The organism is Streptomyces sp. CA-106110 (genome assembly GCF_050936285.1).
GTDB lineage: Bacteria > Actinomycetota > Actinomycetes > Streptomycetales > Streptomycetaceae > Streptomyces.
The window spans coordinates 5,252,374-5,272,491 of record NZ_JBNJNB010000001.1; the positions used below are offsets into that span (position 1 = coordinate 5,252,374).

The window sequence follows — 20,118 nt, forward strand, 5'->3', positions numbered from 1 at the left end:
ATCCCTCTCAGGGTCGTAAGTCTTTCGGTCTGTACGGGGGTCCCGGGGTCGGCGGGCCTTGGAGTCAGGCCCGCCCGACTCCCGTCAGACCTCTTCGACGCTGCTCGGCTCGCGCCGGGACAGGTCGATGCCGAGCTCCTCCGCAGCGCGGAAGACGTCCTCGTCGGTGTCGCGCATCTCGATGGACATACCGTCGCTGGACAGCACCTCCACGTTCAGGCACAGGGACTGCATCTCCTTGATGAGCACCTTGAAGGACTCGGGGATGCCAGGCTCGGGGATGTTCTCGCCCTTGACGATGGCCTCGTAGACCTTCACGCGGCCGGTGACGTCGTCGGACTTGATGGTCAGCAGCTCCTGCAGTGCGTAGGCGGCGCCGTAGGCCTCGAGGGCCCACACCTCCATCTCGCCGAAGCGCTGGCCACCGAACTGGGCCTTACCACCCAGCGGCTGCTGGGTGATCATCGAGTACGGACCGGTCGACCGGGCGTGCAGCTTGTCGTCGACCAGGTGGTGCAGCTTCAGGATGTACATGTAGCCGATCGAGATCGGCTCCGGGAACGGCTCACCGGAGCGGCCGTCGAACAGCCGCGCCTTGCCGGACGGGAGGACCATCCGGTCACCGTCGCGGTTCGGGATGGTGTGCTCCAGCAGACCCGCCAGTTCGTCCTCGCGGGCACCGTCGAAGACCGGGGTCGCGACGTTGGTCCGGGGGTCGACCTGGTCGGCACCGATCGCCTGCAGGCGCTGTGCCCACTCATCACCGAGGCCGGAGACGTCCCAGCCCTGGCTGGCGAGCCAGCCGAGGTGGATCTCCAGCACCTGTCCCGGGTTCATTCGGGACGGCACACCCAGCGGGTTGAGGATGATGTCGACCGGGGAGCCGTCCTCCAGGAACGGCATGTCCTCGATCGGCAGGATCTTGGAGATGACACCCTTGTTGCCGTGACGGCCGGCGAGCTTGTCACCGTCGGTGATCTTGCGCTTCTGGGCCACGTAGACGCGGACCAGCTGGTTCACGCCCGGCGGCAGCTCGTCGCCCTCCTCGCGGTCGAAGACGCGCACACCGATGACCTTGCCGGTCTCGCCGTGCGGCACCTTCAGCGAGGTGTCACGGACCTCACGGGCCTTCTCACCGAAGATCGCGCGCAGCAGGCGCTCCTCGGGGGTCAGCTCGGTCTCACCCTTCGGGGTCACCTTGCCGACGAGGATGTCACCGGCGATGACCTCGGCACCGATACGGATGATGCCGCGCTCGTCCAGGTCCGCGAGGACCTCCTCGGAGACGTTCGGGATGTCCCGGGTGATCTCCTCGGGGCCGAGCTTGGTGTCACGGGCGTCGACCTCGTGCTCCTCGATGTGGATCGAGGAGAGGACGTCGTCCTGCACGAGGCGCTGCGACAGGATGATCGCGTCCTCGTAGTTGTGACCCTCCCACGGCATGAACGCCACGAGCAGGTTCTTGCCGAGCGCCATCTCACCGTTCTGGGTGGCCGGACCGTCGGCGAGGACCTGGCCCTCGATGATCCGGTCGCCCTCGTTGACGATGACCTTCTGGTTGACCGAGGTGCCCTGGTTGGAGCGGGCGAACTTGGCCAGGCGGTACGTGATGTACGTGCCGTCGTCGTTGGCCGTGGTGACGTAGTCCGCGGAGACCTCCTGGACCACACCCGCCTTCTCGGCCTTGACCACGTCGCCGGCGTCGACGGCGGAGCGGTACTCCATGCCGGTGCCGACGAGCGGGGACTCGGACCTGATCAGCGGCACGGCCTGACGCATCATGTTCGCGCCCATGAGGGCACGGTTGGCGTCGTCGTGCTCGAGGAAGGGGATCATGGCGGTCGCGACCGACACCATCTGGCGCGGCGAGACGTCCATGTAGTCCACGTCCTCGGGGCTGACGTAGTCGACCTCGCCGCCACGGCGGCGGACCAGCACGCGGCCCTCGGCGAAGCGGAGCTCGTCCGTCAGCGTGGCGTTGGCCTGCGCGATGACGAACCGGTCCTCTTCGTCGGCGGTCAGGTAGTCGACGTCGTCGGTGACCTGGCCGTCGTTCACCTTGCGGTACGGGGTCTCGACGAAGCCGAACGCGTTGACCCGGCCGTAGGAGGCGAGCGAACCGATCAGACCGATGTTCGGGCCTTCCGGGGTCTCGATCGGGCACATGCGTCCGTAGTGGGACGGATGCACGTCACGGACCTCGAAGCCGGCCCGCTCACGGGAGAGACCACCCGGGCCGAGCGCGGACAGACGACGCTTGTGCGTCAGCCCGGACAGCGGGTTGTTCTGGTCCATGAACTGGGACAGCTGGCTGGTGCCGAAGAACTCCTTGATGGAGGCGACGACCGGCCGGATGTTGATCAGGGTCTGCGGCGTGATCGCTTCGACGTCCTGGGTCGTCATGCGCTCGCGCACGACGCGCTCCATACGCGCCAGACCCGTACGGACCTGGTTCTGGATGAGCTCGCCGACGCTGCGCAGGCGGCGGTTGCCGAAGTGGTCGATGTCGTCGGTCTCGACGACGATCGACTGGCCGCTGTCGCCGACCGTCTCGGTCTCACCCGCGTGCAGCTTCACCAGGTACTTGATCGTCGAGATGATGTCCTCGACGGTCAGGATGCCCGCGTCGAGCGGGGCGTCCGCACCCAGCTTCTTGTTGACCTTGTAGCGGCCGACCTTGGCGAGGTCGTAGCGCTTCGGGTTGAAGTACAGGTTCTCCAGCAGCGTCTGCGCGGCCTCACGCGTCGGGGGCTCGCCCGGGCGCAGCTTGCGGTAGATGTCGAGCAGCGCGTCGTCCTGGCCCTGGGTGTGGTCCTTCTCCAGGGTGGCGCGCATGGACTCGTACTCGCCGAACTCCTCGAGGATCTGCTCGGTCGTCCAGCCGAGCGCCTTCAGGAGGACGGTCACGGACTGCTTGCGCTTGCGGTCGATACGGACACCGACCATGTCGCGCTTGTCGATCTCCATCTCCAGCCAGGCACCCCGGGACGGAATGATCTTGGCCGAGAAGATGTCCTTGTCGGACGTCTTGTCGATGGAGGAGTCGAAGTAGACACCGGGCGAACGGACCAGCTGCGACACCACGACACGCTCGGTGCCGTTGATGACGAACGTGCCCTTGTTCGTCATGAGCGGGAAGTCGCCCATGAAGACGGTCTGGGACTTGATCTCGCCGGTCTCGTTGTTGGTGAACTCGGCCGTGACGAAGAGAGGCGCGGCGTAGGTGAAGTCGCGCTCCTTGCACTCGTCGATCGAGTTCTTCGGCGGCTCGAAGCGGTGGTCGCGGAACGTCAGCGACATCGACCCGGAGAAGTCCTCGATCGGGGAGATCTCCTCGAAGATCTCCTCGAGACCGGACTTGGTGGGGACGTCCTGACCGGACTCCAGAGCCTCCTCGACGCGAGCCTTCCATGCGTCGTTGCCGAGCAGCCAGTCGAAGCTCTCGGTTTGCAGCGCGAGAAGGTTCGGAACCTCGAGGGGCTCCTTGATCTTTGCAAAGGAGATGCGCAGCGGGGCGGTGCTGGCGCCGTTGTTCGTATTCGCGGTCGAGGCAGTGCGCGAGGCGGCCAAGAGGGGGTCCTTCCGAGGGCTCGGACTCACTACGCGCGTCCCGGTCCCCACCGAGCACAGAGAAGGAAAGTCCCAGGTCGGAGACTTCCAGTCTGTGTACTCAAGCAGAGGGCGTACTCCTGGTGACGGACAGGAGACAGCTAACAGGCAGCGCAAAGGGTCAGTGTAGCCACTTGGCACACTGATGTCCAGTGCGGGTTTGCAGGCCCACGCCGGAGACCCTCTCTGTCCCTCAATACCTGCGGCAAGCCACGCCCTCGATGCACATCGATACTGCCCTCTTCGTCGTCGATCCATGCCTCGGATCCGGATCGTTGTGACGACGCGTCCTGAGAATTGCGCGCTGCGTGCGGTTCGTCAAGGCCCCCCCTGCCCAAACCGGGTGCTGCCCTCGTCACTTGCCACCTGCCACCGGAACCCTCGGGAGGCAGGACGAAGATCACCATACTCCCCGCGGCGACGGGCGCAAGGCAGCCGCCGCCACACCCCTCGGAACGGCGAAGGGCGACCACCCGGATGGATGATCGCCCTTCGGCGCGCTCGCGTTACAGCCCTGCGAGTGAGCCGCGCCGAGGACCCACAGGGGGCCGCTACGGCGTTCGAGTGAGCCGCGGCCGGCGGTCGCGAGAAGACCGCGTGCGGCCTACACGAAAGGGCCGTACGAGGCGGCTGCCCCGTACGGCCCTGTGAGACCCTGTGCGGGCCCGTGAGTCCGGTGCGGACCCGAAGAGGTGTTACTTGACCTCGACGGAGGCGCCGGCGCCCTTGAGGGACTCGGCGGCCTTCTCGGCGGCGTCCTTGGCGACCTTCTCCAGGACGGGCTTCGGGGCGCCGTCCACGAGGTCCTTGGCCTCCTTGAGGCCCAGGGAGGTCAGCTCGCGCACGACCTTGATGACCTGGATCTTCTTGTCGCCGGCACCGGTGAGGATGACGTCGAACTCGTCCTTCTCCTCCTCGACCTCGGCGGCGGCGGCCGGGCCGGCCGGGCCCGCGACGGCGACCGCGGCGGCGGCGGTGACGTCGAACTTCTCCTCGAACGCCTTCACGAACTCGGAGAGCTGGATGAGGGTCATCGACTCGAACTCGGCGAGCAGTTCTTCCTGGGTGAGAGCCACGATGGCTTCCTTCCACTAATTCGGCTGGTGCCGGATGTACATGTCTGGCGGGCGTACGTTCGGCCCGCTACGACCTCCGCCTCAGGCGGCGGTGGTCATTTCGGGGGCCGAATTACTCGGCACCGCCCTGCTCGTCCTGCTTGGCGCGAAGCGCGTCCACGGTGCGGACGAGCTTCGACGGGAGCGCCTGGAAGACCTGAGCAGCCTGCGTCTGCTTGCCCTTCAGAGCACCCGCCAGCTTGGCGAGCAGAACCTCGCGGGACTCGAGGTCCGCAAGCTTCTTGATCTCGTCGGCGGACAGCGCCTTGCCATCAAGGACACCGCCCTTGATGACGAGGTTCGGGTTGTCCTTGGCGAAGTCACGAAGACCCTTCGCCGACTCCACCGGGTCACCGGTGACGAAGGCGACCGCCGTCGGACCGTTGAACAGGTCGTCGAGCGAGGAGATCCCGGCCTCGTTGGCCGCAATCTTGGTCAGCGTGTTCTTCACCACGGCGTACTGGGCGTTCTCACCGAGCGAACGGCGCAGCGTCTTCAGCTGCGCCACGGTGAGACCCCGGTACTCGGTCAGCACGGCGGCGCTCGAGCTACGGAACTGCTCCGTGAGCTCGGCCACCGCGGCAGCCTTGTCGGGCCTTGCCATAGAGCGTCGGCCTCCTTCCGGGTGATGGGACCGCTCAGAAGGGGCTGGGGAAAACGAAACGCCCCGGCGCAGGCGCACGGGGCGGACTCGACCGGCTGCACGCGGGGGGAACGCACATGCTCCGGGAGCTCTTCCACAGTCACCTGCGCGGGTCGTCCGCAGTTCAGCGGATCCTTCGGCCGCCGCGCCCTCTTCCGAGCACGCGGCAACGACCAGCGGTCTTTGGCTTCTGTAGGAGAGTACGGGAACGGATCGCCGTCGGGCAAATCCGTTCCCACGCTCGGCCGGGCTCGGCCCCGGGGACTCGTCCCACGGGGCTCGGCCCGCGGGGGTCAGCCCTGCTGGGCGCCCTTCATCATCTCGGCGAGGTCGGCCGTGTCCTTGGCGGACGGAGCCGTCACCGTCACCGGCTTGTTGTAGTCGACGAAGGTGATGGTCATGTCCAGCGGACCCTTGTCGGCGTCACCGCGCATCCGGAACTGCTTGGTGTGGTTGCTGCCGTCGATCCACATGTCCATGGACAGCTTGTCCGCGCCCATCTTGGCGTACTGGTCGAGGCCCTTCTCGCGCTGCTCGAGGGTGGCCTTGTCCAGCTTCTGGGCCTTGAGGGAGGCACGCATCTCCGCGACGGTGATGTCGCCCTTGTAGTGGGTCGTCTGCACGCCGTCGACGGTCTCGGTGCCGACCTTCGTCACACGCTTGGAGCTGGTCAGGAACGTGGAGTCCTGGGCCGGGTTCTGGTTCGCCTGACCGGCCGCCCCCATCTGGTCCAGGTTCTTCTGCATGTCCCCGCCCAGCGCGCCCAGGTCGAGCTTCATCCAGTGCTTGCCGCCCAACTCCTTGGCAGCCTCGCCACCCGCGCCGATGTACATCACCTTGTCGACGAGGCGCATCTCGACCGGGCCCCCGGTCTTCTGCTCCGACGACGTCATCTTCATGCTCATGGCGAGCGGCTTCACGGCCATCTGGGCCTCGGCCCTGACCTGGCCCGCACCCGGCATCGTCCCGGTCATCCGGTAGTGCAGGGACGTGATGCCCTCGGAGTTCTTCGCGGCCGCGGCGACGGCCGCGGCGGGCGACATCCGCGGCGACTCCTCCGCACCGTTGCCCTTCGAGCAGCCGACCGCTCCGCCGCCCAGAACCAGGGCCGCGAGCACCGCGCCGGCCGCACCGCGCTCCACCCGGTGGCGCACAGCAAACGTCATGATTCCCCCCAGCGAACACATGGTTGATCCATAACAAGACCGCGAGCCTATACCCAAGGACTGACAGAGGCGCGTCAATTCCGGCGTCAAGCAGTGAACGCTGATGCGCTACGAACCCCGGGTGCTCATCAGCTCCTTGAAGTCCGCGGTGTCCGCCGCCGAGGGCCGGCCGGCCGAGACCTTCACGCCGTAGTCGCGGTAGTAGGCCGTGGCGGACATGCGGCCGCCGGCCAGCTCGCCCTTCTCGACCTTCTTGACCAGCAGGGCGTGGTCGTCGACCCAGATGTCGACGGTCTCCCTGGTCACCCCGGCCTGCTCCAGCCGCTCCCGCAGCGCGGCCGCGTCCTCTCCGCTGAGGTTTGCCGGGGTGACCGTGCCCGAGTAGTGCGTGGTGTGCCGGCCGCGCACCGTCTCCTCGCCGACCCTGCGCACGGCCCCGCAGGCGAGCAGGAGCCGGACCGGGCGGATCGGGGCGGTGTCGCGCAACTGGTCCGTGAGATACGCCCCGGAGCCGCCCGGCAACGCCGCCAGGTCGCCGTAGCCGTACCTGATCCAGTGCCGGCCGGCGAGGCAGCGGGCGAACGGGGCGCCGACCTTCGCGTAGTAGGCGTCGGGCAGCAGCCGGGCCTCCATGGAGGTGCTGTTCATGTTGCGCATGGTCTCGGCGAGCCAGCCGCCGGTATAGGTGATGCGCAGGGTGCCCACGGACCCGTGGGACCAGCCGAGCGCCCCGTCCGTCTTCAGGGCGAGCATGGCGCCCATGGCGGTCGTGGACTCGATCCGCGCGGAGCCGGCCCTGGTGGTGGCCTTCTCGACGGCGCACAGGGCGGTCACCGACCGGGAGTCCGCCCGCCCGGCGCGGCCGCCGGAGGGCGCCGCCGCGCCAATGTCGGAGTCGCCGTCACCGAAGAGGCCGCACCCCGCCACGGCGGAGAGGGCGGCCACCGCCGCGATCGGGAGGATCCCGCGCCGCACGATCCTGTCCCTCATCCGTTCCCCCTTGTGCACTGCGTGATCTTCACGCTAACTCCGCGGCGGCGGACCCGGCACGCGCCTGGCTCGAAACGGCATGTGCCGCACCTCTCGCCGGACGAAAAGCGCCGGGGCCCGCACCTCGGAAGGTGCGGGCCCCGGCGTCAGCTGCGCGTGACCACGGCTGCCGTCAGTGTCAGACGGCGGCCGGATCCTCCTCGACGAGGAGGTTGCGGGTGCGGTTCGGGTCGAGCGGAATGCCGGGGCCCATCGTGGTGGTGATGGCAGCCTTCTTGATGTAGCGACCCTTGGCGGCGGACGGCTTCAGACGGAGGATCTCCTCCAGCGCCGCGCCGTAGTTCTCCACCAGCTTGGCGTCGTCGAAGGACGCCTTGCCGATGATGAAGTGCAGGTTCGAGTGCTTGTCGACGCGGAACTCGATCTTGCCGCCCTTGATGTCCGTGACGGCCTTCGTCACGTCCGGAGTCACGGTGCCGGTCTTGGGGTTCGGCATCAGACCACGGGGACCGAGCACGCGGCCGAGGCGGCCGACCTTGCCCATGAGGTCCGGGGTGGCGACGACGGCGTCGAAGTCCAGACGGCCCTTCGACACCTCGTCGATCAGCTCGTCGGCGCCGACGATGTCGGCGCCCGCGGCACGAGCGGCCTCGGCACGGTCACCGGTCGCGAAGACCAGGACCCGGGCGGTCTTACCGGTGCCGTGCGGGAGGTTCACGGTGCCACGGACCATCTGGTCGGCCTTGCGCGGGTCGACACCCAGGCGGAAGGCGACCTCGACCGTGCCGTCGAACTTGGTCGTGGAGGTCTCCTTGGCCAGACGGACGGCCTCGAGCGGGGCGTACAGCTTCTCCCGGTCGACCTTGGCGTCCGCAGCGCGGAGAGCCTTGCTGCGCTTGCTCACAACTGCTCCTGTGGGTTCTGAAGGAGGCGTGGTACGGGCCGAGCAGGCCCTGCCACGTGCGGCCGGAACCGCATGATTCTACGAAGGTGGGGTTCAGCCCTCGACCGTGACGCCCATGGAACGGGCGGTGCCGGCGATGATCTTCGATGCGGCGTCCAGGTCGTTGGCGTTGAGGTCGGGCATCTTGGTCTGGGCGATCTCGCGGACCTGCGCCTCGGTGATCTTGGCGACCTTGGTCTTGTGCGGCTCGCCGGAGCCCTTCTCGATACCCGCGGCCTTGAGAATCATCTTGGCGGCCGGCGGCGTCTTGGTGACGAAGGTGAAGGAACGGTCCTCGTAGACCGTGATCTCCACCGGGATCACCCAGCCACGCTGCGACTCGGTCGCGGCGTTGTAGGCCTTGCAGAACTCCATGATGTTCACGCCGTGCTGACCCAGCGCCGGGCCGACCGGCGGAGCCGGGTTGGCCGCGCCGGCCTTGATCTGGAGCTTGATGAGCCCCGTGACCTTCTTCTTCTTGGGAGGCATTGCTCTCTCCGGGTCCTTAGTGAGAGTTTTCCGCCATCGATCCGGATCATCCGGATCGAGGCATACCGCACAACGATAGCGGGTACCTTTGCACGCCCAAAAACGAGCAGGTCAGGCCAACGTCCGGCCACCGCTGGAAGCAGCCCTGGACAGCCTCTCCGACTTGGTCGGACGTGTGCGTACGGGAAAGCACCGCGGCACGGCCCGGACTCGGTACCAGCACGCGAAAGAGCCCCTGCCCGACGGGAAATCGCCGGCCAGGGGCCCTGTCGGACAGTCCGACTAGTTCTTCTGGAAGTGATGCGGCCGGTTTGCCACCTGGCCTCCTGCATCATCCCACCCTTTTCCACCTGCACTGACGCCGGTGCTGGTCGGTGTTGTCTGTCAACGTTGGTCATCACCGAACGGCCCAGAGACGGCCCGAGCGAGGGTGTCGCGGGGTGCCTCTCGATGCGAACTATGGGCGGGAAATGCCGCGCAGAGAGCCTGCCAGCTCGGAAACGTGTCGCGCCTGGTCGGCGGACAGCCGTCGCGCCTCCCACAGTAGCGCCGCGGTGTCCACGGCCTCCGGGGACGGAGAGGGCGGCTTCACACGCAGAATGACGCCCGTCAGGGCGGCCAGTTCGCTGGCGTCGATCCCTAGCACGGCAGCGAAGGCCGTCACCAAGCGCGGGGTCAGCTCCTTACGACCGGAGCCGATCACGCCGTACGTGGCCGCCGAGAGGTATGTAGGCGTCACGAACGCAAGCGTCTTCGCCATGCCCATCCAGTTCAGGTTGCGGTACTGAAGCATGCGGATCATCCAGGCGCCCGGACCGCCGTCGAGGGGTATGAGCGGCTTCGGGGCGAAGCTGGATCGCCGTTCATCCTGCGGCAGTGAGCGGATCAGCCGCAGAAGTTCACAGCGTCCCGCCGCGGGGAGACGCACTGCATCCGTCACTGTGCGCGCCACCCAATTCGCGGCCGTGGCGTCCAACGGCGCCATATCTTCAGGGACCGCCAACCCCGCGAGGATGAACAGATCGACGGCGTGGAAACCCAATGCGCACGCAAGCCCTCGGAGCAGCGTCTCGCCTGGGCTCTCACCTGAGAGCACCGCGCGGATCTCGTCTGCGGTCAACTCAGCCCGGTCGGCCAACTCCTGCACGCCAAGGTCTCTATCGTCCAGCAACCACGCCAGCATCGCGCCGAAGCCAGGATGCTTCATCATGCCCGCAGCCTAGCCAGAAGCGCGGACCCCAACCCTGGCATGCCCACGCGGTCGGTGCAGCGACTTTGGCCGGGAGCTGCTTTGGCGCGAGTGATCATGGCCCCGTAAGCTTCCGGCGCGTCGGGCAGTCTGTGGACCTGCCCGGTAAAGCACGACGTTGGGGCCATGATCTTCGAGGCTCGCGCCAAAGTGGCTGGCTAAAGTCGCGGAGCCGACCGCCCCAGCCACGACGTGTTCTGACCTCATGCACTGTGTGCCTGCCTCTTGGGCGGGAGCGGGCGGCCGGCGGTGCCGAGCGGGGCGGAGACATGAGCGCGGGCGCCGCCGGCCGCCCGCGCCCGCCCGGAGGAGCGAAGCGACGACGGGTGCTTGATGAGGTAGAGAAACCCGTAACGGGCTCTCTGGGCGATCAAGCACCCCGGCTGATGGGTGGCCTACTGGAGGTCGTACTCCGCTGCAAGGACACGCCCTGGCCCCATGAAGTCGCGGGCGTATTCGGTGATCTGTCCGTGTTGGTCCCAGTAGTGGTTGGCCATGCTCAGCACGGGGGTGCCGGGATCGAGGTCCAGGAGCGGCGCAACGTCCTCCGGGAGCTCCTGGATCGACACCGCGTCTCGGCGCTTCACCGCCCGGCGGCCGGTCCGGTCCTCGATCAGACCGAACGTCATCTTCGGCAGGGGGCCCGTCGAGACCAGCTCGGGGGCCGCTTCAGCCAACTCACCGGGAAGCCAGGACGTGGACAGGGCAACTACCCCGTCTTCGTCCAGGTACCGGCGTCGGCGCTGGACCACGCGGGTCCCTACCTCTACCTCGAGGGCGTCGGCCACCTCGGGGCTTGCGGGCACCAGCTCGGCACTGATGATCTCTACCCGCTCGCCGGGCCTGAAGCCGGTGCCTGTCGTTCGCTGCAACTGGAGCCGGTCAGGTCCGGTTGTGAGCTTGCTCGGCATACGCGCCACCGTTCCAATCCCTGGGATGGTCTCTGCGTATCCCTCTGCCCGTAGAACGGACGCGACTCGTGTAGCGGTAGCCACTGAGACGCCTTCATCGCGCACGATCTCGCGGACCGACGGGATGCGATCTCCGGGCTGCAGCTCGCCACGCTCGATCTGGTCTTTGATCTGCGCCGCAATGCGCCGGTAAGGCGGCAGCGCGGGCGAGTTCCCGGCCATGCGCACGGCTCCCTTCTAGAGCACTTTAGAACACCATCTTGACGCTGCAGGTGCTTTAAAACACTATAGAGCTGTGCCGCTCGCTCCGACAGGGGTGCTCCGGCGTCAACGACATCTGCCCAGGGGCGGCGTTCAACCGCCAAGAAGATCCGCCGCCCCTGGCTCCCATGAAGGGAAGCCCCATCATGCCCGCTTCTTCCTTAGTCGTGCGCATCTCGCGTCAACGAGCCTGCCCGGCCTGCGGCAGCACGCGGTGCGCCGACCCGGCTCAGTGCCTGTACTTCCTGACCTCGCGCCCGTGGGGCGACTGCGTCAAGTGCGGCGGCGCTGGCTTCGCCGGTGAAGACTCCCCGTTGGAGATCTTCTGCGGCTACTGCCTTGGCTCCGGTCTCGATGAGTACATGCCCGGCACGATCACTCCGGACCAGATCAGCGAGGGCGCCAAGAGGCGGCACGCTGCCTTCGTCGCCCACCTCACCGCGCTCGTGCCCCAGTCCCCCGCTCCGCTGGGGGTGGCGGCATGAGCCTCTTCCCCTCCTGCCTGGATCTTCTGGACCGCCCGACCGCGTGCCCCGGTTGCCGCGCCCACGCACCCGGCTGGGTCCGGGTCTTCGTGGACGGCCTGAGCGTCCTGACCCATGGCGGTGACCTGATCTGCCCGGCCGATCCCACCTTCGGCGCGTCGGCTGCCTCGCCCGTGGTCCTGGTGGAGGTGGCTGCGTGACGGTCTTCCCCGTCGCCCCGGAGGCCGTGGCCGATGCTGCGGCCTCCCTGGGCACCGACCCCCTCACCCTGGCCGATCTCCTCCGGGTGGCGAACGCGCCCGGCTTCGACCGCTGGCAGGAGCAGGTGCGCCGCACGGGCGGCTGCTCCCACCCGATCCACCTGGTGGGCCAGACGGTCACCCGTGACGCCAAGACCGGCGACGTCCTGTACTCCTACAGCACCGAGCACGAGCCGGGCGGACGGCTCCGCGTCGCCTGCGGCAACCGGCGCGCCTCCCGCTGTCCCTCGTGCGCCTGGACCTACGCGGGCGACACCTACCACCTGATCCGCGCCGGGATCACCGGCGACGAACGCAAGGACGTGCCTGCCACGGTCCGGGATCACCCCCGGGTCTTCGCTACCCTCACCGCGCCCTCGTTCGGACCCGTCCACAACCGCCCCGACTCCGGCCGCTGCCGGTGCGGTGCCCAGCACACCGACGATGACCCCGCGCTGGGCACAGCACTCGACCCGGAGACGTACGACTACGCCGGGGCGGTGCTGTGGAACAACCACGCCGGGGACCTGTGGCGGCGCTTCACCATCTACCTCCGCAGGGAGATCGCCGCTCGCGCGGGCCTCACCCAGACCGCGCTGAAAGAGGTGTGCCGGGTCTCCTTCGGCAAGGTCGCCGAGTTCCAAAAGCGCGGGGCTGTGCACTTCCACGCCGTGGTGCGCCTGGACGGACCGGACGGGCCCGGCACGTCCCCGCCGGCCTGGGCCACGGTCGCGGTCCTGGACAGCTCGATCCGCGCCGCCGCTGCTCGGGTCGCGGTGACCGTGCCTCCCGCCGGCGCTTTCGCCGCGCGCGTCTTGCGCTGGGGCACCCAGGTCGACGTACAGCCCATCGGGGCTCTTGGCCATGAGGAGCTGACGGAACAGGCCGTGGCCTCCTACGTGGCGAAGTACGCCACCAAGGCGGCCGAGACGACTGGCACCGTCGACCGCCGGATCGGGGAGCTCTCGGAGCTCGACAAGCTGTCCTTGCCCGACCACACCCGGCGCCTGATCGAGGCCTGCTGGGTGCTGGCCGAGGCGTACCCGGATCGACTATTGGCGCGCTGGGCTCACATGCTCGGCTTCCGCGGCCACTTCTCCACCAAGAGCCGCCGCTACTCCACCACACTCGGCGCCCTCCGCCAGGTGCGCGCCGACTACCGCGCCCGGCAAGAACGCCGGGAACGCGGCCTACCCGAAGACCTCGACGAAACGGAGGGCTCCACGCTGATCCTCGCCCACTGGACCTACGCCGGACATGGCCACACCCCCGGCGAATCCTGGCTCGCTCAGTCGATCGCCCGGGAGCTCCGGCTCAATCGGGAGACCGCCCGCGAAGCCCTGTCCGACTGGCCTGAGCCGGACGACTGGGAGGTGTGCGCATGAGGCGCCTGCCAGACCAGTACCTGACCCCGGAAGACCTGGTGGTCATGCTCCGCCTGCCCAGCGTGGACACGGTCTACCAATGGCGTCGCAAGGGCACCGGGCCGCGTGGCTTCCGCGTCGGCCGTCACCTCCGCTTCGACCCCGAGGACGTGCGCGCCTGGGTCGAGTCCCTGATGGAAGGGGCCGCCTGATGGCCGGACACGTCCAAGACCGCTGGTACAAGATCGAGACTGGTCCGGATGGCGCGACCCGCAAGGTCAAGACCGACCGTTACGGTGTCGGCCTCCGCTACCGGGCCCGGTACGTCGCGCCGGACGGCACCGAGAAGTCCAAGAGCTTCCCGGACCGCAAGAAGCGCGAGGCTGAGCGGTGGCTGACCAACATCGAAGCCGACATGTCGCGTGGCCACTACATCGACCCGACTGCCGGAAAGATCACTTTCAGGAAGTACGCCGAAGACTGGTTGGCCTCCCAGACGACCGATGCGGCTACCCGCGTCGCGGTCGAAAGTCGGTTACGGCTCCACGCCTTTCCGCACCTGGGCAGTCGGCCGCTGGCCGCCTTTCAGCCCTCGAACATCCGCGCTTGGGCTCGGCTCCTGGACGACACCGGGGCCGCCAGCTCGTACCGGCGTGCGATCTTCGCGAATGTCTCGGCGGTGCTGTCGGCCGCCGTGGATGACGGCTACCTCGCCCGCAATCCGTGTCGCGCTGGCTCCGTCCGGCCGCCCAAGCCATCCCCTGGACGGATCACACCCTGGTCACCTGATCGAGTCTTCGCGGTTCGAGCCGGGATGCCTGATCGGCTCCGGGCCATGGTCGATGTCGGGGCAGGCTGCGGTCTCCGCCAAGGCGAGATCTTCGGGCTCGCCTTGGATGACGTGGATCCACTGGCCGGTGTGCTGCACGTCACCCAACAGGTGAAACTCGTGAACGGCCACTTGATCTTCGCGCTACCCAAGAACAACAAGCTGCGTGACGTACCTATCCCCGACTCGGTGGCGGCCGTGCTCGCGACTCACATGACCGCCTTCCCGCCGGTTGAGGTCACTTTGCCCTGGCTGCGCTCGGACGGTCCGCTGGTGACCAAGCTCCTGTACTTCACCACTCAGGACGGCTCGGCGCTTCGCCGGAACGACTTCAACGCTCACGTCTGGAAGCGTGCTCTGGCCGCAGCTGGCGTGATTCCGGTTCCTGGCCCTGGTGAGCGGTACAAGGAAGCCCGCGAGGATGGCATGCACGCCCTGAGGCATTTCTACGCCTCGGTCCTCCTGGACGCCGGGGAGAGCATCAAGGCCGTGAGCACCTACCTGGGGCACGGCGACGCTGGGTTCACCCTCCGGACGTACACGCATCTGATGCCTACCAGCGAGACCCGTACCCGCAAGGCCGTGGATGCGGTCTACCGAAAGGCCCGGAGGCGGCCCACGGCCCAGTGACGGCCCCCTGCACACGAGAGAGCCCCTGCCCAACGGGAAACCGCTGGTCAGGGGCTCTCTCGTATGATCGTTTAACTAGTTCTTCTGGATCTGGTCGAAGCTCAGCTCGACCGGGGTCTCGCGGCCGAAGATCTCCACCAGGCCCTTGACCTTCTTGGAGTCGGCGTTGATCTCATTGATGGTCGCCTGCAGCGTGGCGAACGGGCCGTCGGTGACGGTGACCGAGTCGCCGACCTCGAAGTCCAGCACCTGGACCTCGACCTTGCGCTGCGGAACCGGCTTGCCCTCGGCCTCGGCGGCCTCGCGGGCGGCCTTCTCCTCGGCCTCCGGGGCGAGCATCTTGACGATCTCGTCCAGGGTCAGCGGGTAGGGGTCGTAGGCGTTGCCCACGAAGCCCGTGACACCCGGAGTGTTGCGGACGACACCCCAGGACTCGTTCGTCAGGTCCATGCGCACCAGGACGTAGCCCGGGAGCTTGTTCTGACGGATGGTCTTGCGGTCGCCGTTCTTGATCTGGACAACCTCTTCCTGCGGCACCTCGGCCTGGAAGATGTAGTCCTCGACGTTCAGCGACACGGCGCGCTGCTCGAGGTTGGTCTTCACGCGGTTCTCGTAGCCGGCGTACGTGTGGATCACGTACCACTCGCCGGGCAGGGAGCGCAGTTCCTCGCGGAGCTTCTCGACCGGGTCGAGCTCCGGCTCCTCCTCGCCCGCACCGGCCTCGTCCTCGTCCACCACGTGCACGGCGGCCTGCTCGGCCGGCTCGCCCGCCTCGGCGTCCGCAGCCTCGAACTCGTCGTGCTCGTCCGCGCCCTCGACGATGTCGAGCTCGTCATCCACGGACTCGTCCGGCTCGATGGCGTCGTTCAGGTTCGGGTCAGACACGGTGGCTGCTTCTTCCTGGATACATAGGGGTGGAACACGCGAAAGGGACGCCGGGCACGACGGCGTCCTTCGCTCCCGGCTCAGCCGAAGACGTACTTGGCGGCGTGGCTGAGCCCATAGTCAATCAAAGTCACCAGGGCAATCATGATCACGACGAAGAAGATCACCACGGTGGTGTACGACGTCAACTGGTTCCGCGACGGCCAGACGACCTTGCGCAGCTCAGCGACGATCTGGCGATAGAAGATGGCAAGGCGCTTCAGCGGGCCCTTCTTGCCTCGCTTGCCGCCCTTGCGGATCTTCTTCGTCGACTCCTGCACCTCGTCCTGGGCGTCAGGCATGTCGATGGAGCCCACGGCGTCCGTCACTCGTCCTCACCTGAATTCCCGGGTCGTGACCGTGCCGCGCCCGGTGGAGCCGCACGGCGAGTGCAATACAAATGTACTGTGCGCACACTGCCTGGTAGGAGTGTGTAGCAGGGCCGGAGGGACTTGAACCCCCAACCGCTGGTTTTGGAGACCAGTGCTCTACCAATTGAGCTACGACCCTTTGTTGTGTACCCCAACGTACCGCATCCGACCGGGTGCTCGGTGTGCACCCGCGAGATCGCTGCCGCTGGAGGCCAACGAGGTGAGAGTGTACGTGGTCCGCGGCCGGGCGTCGAACAGAAAGCGCCCGTACGGGCTTTGCCGGTGAAAGATCGACCCGGAGCCTCCCCCGGATCCGCACGGATGTTCAGTTGCCGGTCCGGTCCGGCTCAGTCTGTGAAACCCGCGTGCCGGGCGCGTTCCCTGTCTGAAACCATGGATCGCATGAGCGCTGCAACCCCTCCCACCGAGCGCCGGGTCTCCGCCCGAATCGGCGCGATCACCGAGTCCGCCACCCTCGCCGTGGACGCCAAGGCCAAGGCCCTCAAGGCCGCCGGGCGCCCGGTGATCGGCTTCGGCGCAGGTGAGCCCGACTTCCCGACGCCGGACAACATCGTCGAGGCGGCCATCGAGGCCTGCAAGAACCCCAAGTACCACCGGTACACCCCGGCGGGCGGTCTGCCCGAACTGAAGGCCGCGATCGCCGCGAAGACGCTGCGCGACTCCGGCTACGAGGTGGACGCCTCCCAGGTCCTCGTCACCAACGGCGGCAAGCAGGCCGTCTACGAGGCCTTCGCCGCGATCCTCGACCCGGGCGACGAGGTGATCGTCCCCGCGCCCTACTGGACCACGTACCCGGAGTCGATCCGGCTGGCCGGCGGCGTTCCGGTGGACGTCGTCGCCGACGAGACGACCGGCTACCGCGTCTCCGTCGAGCAGCTGGAGGCGGCCCGCACGGAGAAGACGAAGGTCCTCCTGTTCGTGTCCCCGTCCAACCCGACCGGCGCGGTGTACACCGAGGCCGAGACCGAGGCCATCGGCCGCTGGGCCGTGGAGCACGGCCTGTGGGTGCTGACGGACGAGATCTACGAGCACCTCGTCTACGGCGACGCGGTCTCCGTGTCCCTGCCGGCCCTCCTGCCCGAGCTGCGCGACAAGTGCATCGTGGTCAACGGCGTCGCCAAGACGTACGCCATGACGGGCTGGCGCGTGGGCTGGATGATCGGCCCGAAGGACGTGATCAAGGCGGCGACGAACCTGCAGTCGCACGCGACGTCCAATGTGTCGAACGTCGCACAGGTGGCGGCGCTGGCCGCCGTCTCGGGCGGCCTCGAGGCGGTCGCGAAGATGCGCGAGGCCTTCGACCGGCGCCGCAGGACCATCGTGCGGATGCTCAACGAGATCGACGGCGTGGTCTGCCCCGAGCCCGAGGGCGCCTTCTACGCGTACCCATCGGTGAAGGCGCTGCTCGGCAAGCAGATCCGCGGCAAGCGCCCGCAGAACAGCGTCGAGCTGGCCGCGCTGATCCTGGACGAGGCCGAGGTCGCCGTCGTTCCGGGCGAAGCCTTCGGCACCCCCGGCTATCTGCGGCTGTCCTACGCCCTCGGTGACGAGGACCTGGTCGAGGGCGTCAGCCGGCTCCAGAAGCTGCTCGGCGAGGCGCGGGACTGACGTCCCGCTCCCCCGCTCCCCCGGTCACCCAGGCGGCCGTCTCCCCGGATCCGGGAGGCGGCCGCCTCGTTCTTCCGTACGAGCAAGAGCACTAAAGAGGAAAGCGCTACCGGTCCGGCGAGGGCGTACGGCAGGATCTTTGGATGGAGCACGTACGGGATGTCTCTGAGCTGCCGAAAGCCCACCTCCACCTGCACTTCACCGGGTCGATGCGGCCCTCCACCCTGCTGGAGCTCGCCGACAAATACGGCGTCCGGCTGCCCGAGGTCCTGACCGAGGCGCTGGTCAGCGGGGAGCCGCCCAAGCTGCGGGCGACGGACGAGCGGGGCTGGTTCCGTTTCCAGCGGCTGTACGACGCGGCGCGCTCCTGCCTGAGGCAGCCGGAGGACATCCAGCGGCTGGTACGGGAAGCGGCGGAGGAGGACCTCAGGGACGGCTCGGGCTGGCTGGAGATCCAGGTCGACCCGACGTCGTACGCGCCGCGCCTCGGCGGTCTGATCCCCGCGCTGGAGATCATCCTGGACGCCGTCTCCGCCGCGATGCGGGAGACGGGCCTCGGGATGCGCGTCCTGGTCGCCGCCAACCGGATGAAGCACCCGTTGGACGCGCGCACGCTGGCGCGGCTCGCGGTGCGGTTCCAGGACCGCGGTGTGGTGGGCTTCGGCCTCTCGAACGACGAGCGCCGGGGCATGGCCCGGGACTTCGACCGGGCGTTCGCGATCGCCCGGCACGGCGGCCTGCTGTCCGCTCCGCACGGCGGCGAACTGACCGGCCCCTCGTCGGTCCGCCACTGCCTGGACGACCTGCATGCGGACCGGGTGGGCCACGGCGTGCGCGCGGCGGAGGACCCGCGTCTGCTGAAGCGTCTGGCGGACAGGGGCGTGACGTGCGAGGTGTGTCCGGCGTCGAACGTCGCGCTAGGCGTCTACCCGAAGCCCGAGGACGTCCCCCTGCGCACTCTGTTCGACGCGGGCGTCTCGATGGCACTGGGCGCCGACGACCCGCTGCTGTTCGGCTCCCGGCTCGCCGCCCAGTACGAGATCGCCCGCCGCCACCACGGTTTCACGGACGAGGAGCTGGCCGAGCTGGCCCGGCAGTCGGTACGGGCCTCGGCGGCCCCCCAGGACACGAAGGCGAAGCTCCTGGAAGGCGTGGACGCTTGGTTGAGCGGCCCGGTCACTCGCATCGGGCCTGGGCCTGCCGGTACGGCCTGAGGCAGCTCGGGAGGCCGGGGCGGCGCGCGCGGGTGCCGGGTGCCGGACCGGGTCAGCTCGCGGGCCGGCGACGTCCGTCGGGCAGGCGGAGTGGACGTGATGACGCTCCGGGTCGTCCCGGACGTCCGCGCGTGTCGCGCTCCCGGCAAGAGGACGGGCCAGCCCCCGCCGTTGCAGGTGGCCAGCAGGTGACCTCGTGCGCGGCGTCGCGGACGGTGCGCCGTCCCCTCAGCGCCGGCGGTCAGCAGGGCGGCTTCGTGCGCGACGTCGCGGACGGTGCCGGGCTTCTCCGTGGGGGTGGTCAGCAAGGCGGAATCGTGTGCGACGCGCGGCGGTGCCGGTCCCCCAGGTGCGGGTGATCAGCGAGGCGGTCTCATGTACGGCGTCACCGTCAGGCCGGGCCCCCGGCAATGGAGATCCCGCCCAGCACGGTCCGCGCGAGCCGGCGCGCGAAGTCGTCTACGGGCGGCCTGGCGCCGGTCTCTGTCGCGTCGTAGGCGAACGCCCGCTGCGCACAGGCGCCGAGGAGCAGGGACGCGGCGGCGAAGGTGTCGGCGTCGGCGCGGACCCGCCCGGCGGCCTGCTCGGCCCTGAGGTAGGCGTCGAGTCCCTCGATGGGCACGTGCGGACCCGCCCCCAGCTCCCGCATCGCCTCGTCGTGCCGCCGTTTGAGCTGTGTCTCCGCGTACAGCGAAGCGGCGATCGGAAAGCTCTGCTCGTAGAACAGGGCCGCCTGGCGGACGATCTCGGTGAGGTTCTCCTCCACGGTGCGCTGCCCTGGCTCGGCGACGAGGCTGCGCAGCAGCGGGGTGAGTCGCGGCAGGCGCTCGTGCAGGACCTCGATGAACAGTTCCTCCTTGCCGGCGAAGTACTTGTACAGCGCCGCCTCGGAGCAGCCGGCCGCCTTGGCGATCTCCTTGGTGGTGGCCCGTGCCAGTCCGACGGTGTGCATCAGTTCGTGGGCCGCGTCGAGGATGCGGGCACGGGTCGGCTTCGGCTGCATCTGCTGCATGGGCACCAAGGATTCCATGGACGTTCCCCGGGTCTTGACGGGTGG

At 68.3% G+C, this 20,118-nt stretch carries 19 protein-coding genes, 1 tRNA gene and 1 pseudogene; 7 read left to right on the forward strand and 14 right to left on the reverse strand.

Annotated features, from left to right (window positions below):
- Positions 1-84: 84 nt before the first annotated feature.
- The 10 genes and pseudogenes from rpoB to ACQEXA_RS24105 all read right to left on the reverse strand — a co-directional run.
- Positions 85-3,570, reverse strand: coding sequence for a DNA-directed RNA polymerase subunit beta (gene rpoB / locus ACQEXA_RS24060; protein WP_359396236.1), 3,486 nt, complete (start codon positions 3,568-3,570; stop codon positions 85-87).
- Positions 3,571-4,304: 734 nt separating this feature from the next.
- Positions 4,305-4,688, reverse strand: coding sequence for a 50S ribosomal protein L7/L12 (gene rplL / locus ACQEXA_RS24065; RefSeq protein ID WP_359396382.1), 384 nt, complete (start codon positions 4,686-4,688; stop codon positions 4,305-4,307).
- Between the two features lie 109 nt (positions 4,689-4,797).
- A complete protein-coding gene (gene rplJ, locus ACQEXA_RS24070; protein ID WP_432931459.1) occupies positions 4,798-5,328 on the reverse strand; it encodes a 50S ribosomal protein L10 in 531 nt (176 codons plus the stop codon).
- A gap of 332 nt (positions 5,329-5,660) precedes the next feature.
- The gene (locus tag ACQEXA_RS24075) at positions 5,661-6,533 is read right to left on the reverse strand and encodes a DUF1396 domain-containing protein (RefSeq protein WP_432931457.1); all 873 of its coding nucleotides are present in this window, start codon (positions 6,531-6,533) and stop codon (positions 5,661-5,663) included.
- A gap of 108 nt (positions 6,534-6,641) precedes the next feature.
- Positions 6,642-7,523: a hypothetical protein gene (locus ACQEXA_RS24080; protein ID WP_433130978.1), complete on the reverse strand. Its 882-nt coding sequence runs from the start codon at positions 7,521-7,523 to the stop codon at positions 6,642-6,644.
- A gap of 178 nt (positions 7,524-7,701) precedes the next feature.
- Positions 7,702-8,427, reverse strand: coding sequence for a 50S ribosomal protein L1 (rplA, locus tag ACQEXA_RS24085; protein WP_432931453.1), 726 nt, complete (start codon positions 8,425-8,427; stop codon positions 7,702-7,704).
- A 93-nt stretch (positions 8,428-8,520) separates the two neighbouring features.
- Positions 8,521-8,955: a 50S ribosomal protein L11 gene (gene rplK, locus ACQEXA_RS24090; RefSeq protein WP_432931451.1), complete on the reverse strand. Its 435-nt coding sequence runs from the start codon at positions 8,953-8,955 to the stop codon at positions 8,521-8,523.
- 457 nt (positions 8,956-9,412) lie between these two features.
- Positions 9,413-10,165: a hypothetical protein gene (locus ACQEXA_RS24095; protein ID WP_432931450.1), complete on the reverse strand. Its 753-nt coding sequence runs from the start codon at positions 10,163-10,165 to the stop codon at positions 9,413-9,415.
- Between the two features lie 434 nt (positions 10,166-10,599).
- Positions 10,600-11,115 (reverse strand): GntR family transcriptional regulator, encoded by a 516-nt coding sequence (locus ACQEXA_RS24100; RefSeq protein ID WP_432939447.1) that lies wholly within the window; start codon positions 11,113-11,115, stop codon positions 10,600-10,602.
- An 18-nt stretch (positions 11,116-11,133) separates the two neighbouring features.
- Positions 11,134-11,337: pseudogene (locus ACQEXA_RS24105) on the reverse strand (GntR family transcriptional regulator); the annotation flags it as partial.
- A 185-nt stretch (positions 11,338-11,522) separates the two neighbouring features.
- Between ACQEXA_RS24105 and ACQEXA_RS24110 the strand changes: the two are divergent.
- Genes ACQEXA_RS24110 through ACQEXA_RS24130 form a run of 5 tightly spaced genes read left to right on the forward strand, consistent with a single transcriptional unit; the run spans position 11,523 to position 14,923 of the window.
- Positions 11,523-11,861, forward strand: coding sequence for a hypothetical protein (locus tag ACQEXA_RS24110; protein ID WP_432931448.1), 339 nt, complete (start codon positions 11,523-11,525; stop codon positions 11,859-11,861).
- Positions 11,858-12,061: a hypothetical protein gene (locus ACQEXA_RS24115; protein WP_432931446.1), complete on the forward strand. Its 204-nt coding sequence runs from the start codon at positions 11,858-11,860 to the stop codon at positions 12,059-12,061. Before ACQEXA_RS24110 ends, ACQEXA_RS24115 begins: the two co-directional genes overlap by 4 nt.
- Before the next feature lie 26 nt (positions 12,062-12,087).
- Positions 12,088-13,485: a replication initiator protein RepSA gene (gene repSA / locus ACQEXA_RS24120; protein ID WP_432939445.1), complete on the forward strand. Its 1,398-nt coding sequence runs from the start codon at positions 12,088-12,090 to the stop codon at positions 13,483-13,485.
- Complete coding sequence (locus ACQEXA_RS24125; protein WP_263211546.1) at positions 13,482-13,676, forward strand: helix-turn-helix transcriptional regulator; 195 nt, start codon at positions 13,482-13,484, stop codon at positions 13,674-13,676. Before repSA ends, ACQEXA_RS24125 begins: the two co-directional genes overlap by 4 nt.
- Positions 13,676-14,923: a tyrosine-type recombinase/integrase gene (locus ACQEXA_RS24130; protein ID WP_432931444.1), complete on the forward strand. Its 1,248-nt coding sequence runs from the start codon at positions 13,676-13,678 to the stop codon at positions 14,921-14,923. The genes ACQEXA_RS24125 and ACQEXA_RS24130 overlap by 1 nt, the downstream gene beginning before the upstream one ends.
- 75 nt (positions 14,924-14,998) lie before the next feature.
- Here ACQEXA_RS24130 and nusG read toward each other — a convergent pair whose 3' ends face one another.
- The 3 genes from nusG to ACQEXA_RS24145 form a co-directional block, all read right to left on the reverse strand.
- Entirely contained in the window at positions 14,999-15,808 is an 810-nt protein-coding gene (nusG, locus tag ACQEXA_RS24135) for a transcription termination/antitermination protein NusG (protein WP_359396224.1), read from the reverse strand.
- 80 nt (positions 15,809-15,888) lie between these two features.
- Positions 15,889-16,176, reverse strand: a complete 288-nt coding sequence (gene secE / locus ACQEXA_RS24140; protein ID WP_432931442.1) for a preprotein translocase subunit SecE — start codon at positions 16,174-16,176, stop codon at positions 15,889-15,891.
- 108 nt (positions 16,177-16,284) lie between these two features.
- A tRNA-Trp gene (locus tag ACQEXA_RS24145) sits at positions 16,285-16,357 on the reverse strand.
- A 263-nt stretch (positions 16,358-16,620) separates the two neighbouring features.
- Here ACQEXA_RS24145 and ACQEXA_RS24150 point away from each other — a divergent pair.
- A complete protein-coding gene (locus ACQEXA_RS24150; RefSeq protein ID WP_360990496.1) occupies positions 16,621-17,847 on the forward strand; it encodes a pyridoxal phosphate-dependent aminotransferase in 1,227 nt (408 codons plus the stop codon).
- Between the two features lie 143 nt (positions 17,848-17,990).
- Positions 17,991-19,061 carry an adenosine deaminase gene (locus ACQEXA_RS24155; RefSeq protein ID WP_432931440.1) on the forward strand — a complete coding sequence of 357 codons (1,071 nt, stop codon included), beginning with the start codon at positions 17,991-17,993 and terminating at the stop codon, positions 19,059-19,061.
- Positions 19,062-19,452: 391 nt separating this feature from the next.
- Here ACQEXA_RS24155 and ACQEXA_RS24160 read toward each other — a convergent pair whose 3' ends face one another.
- Positions 19,453-20,064, reverse strand: a complete 612-nt coding sequence (locus ACQEXA_RS24160; protein ID WP_432939443.1) for a TetR/AcrR family transcriptional regulator — start codon at positions 20,062-20,064, stop codon at positions 19,453-19,455.
- Positions 20,065-20,118 lie beyond the last annotated feature (54 nt).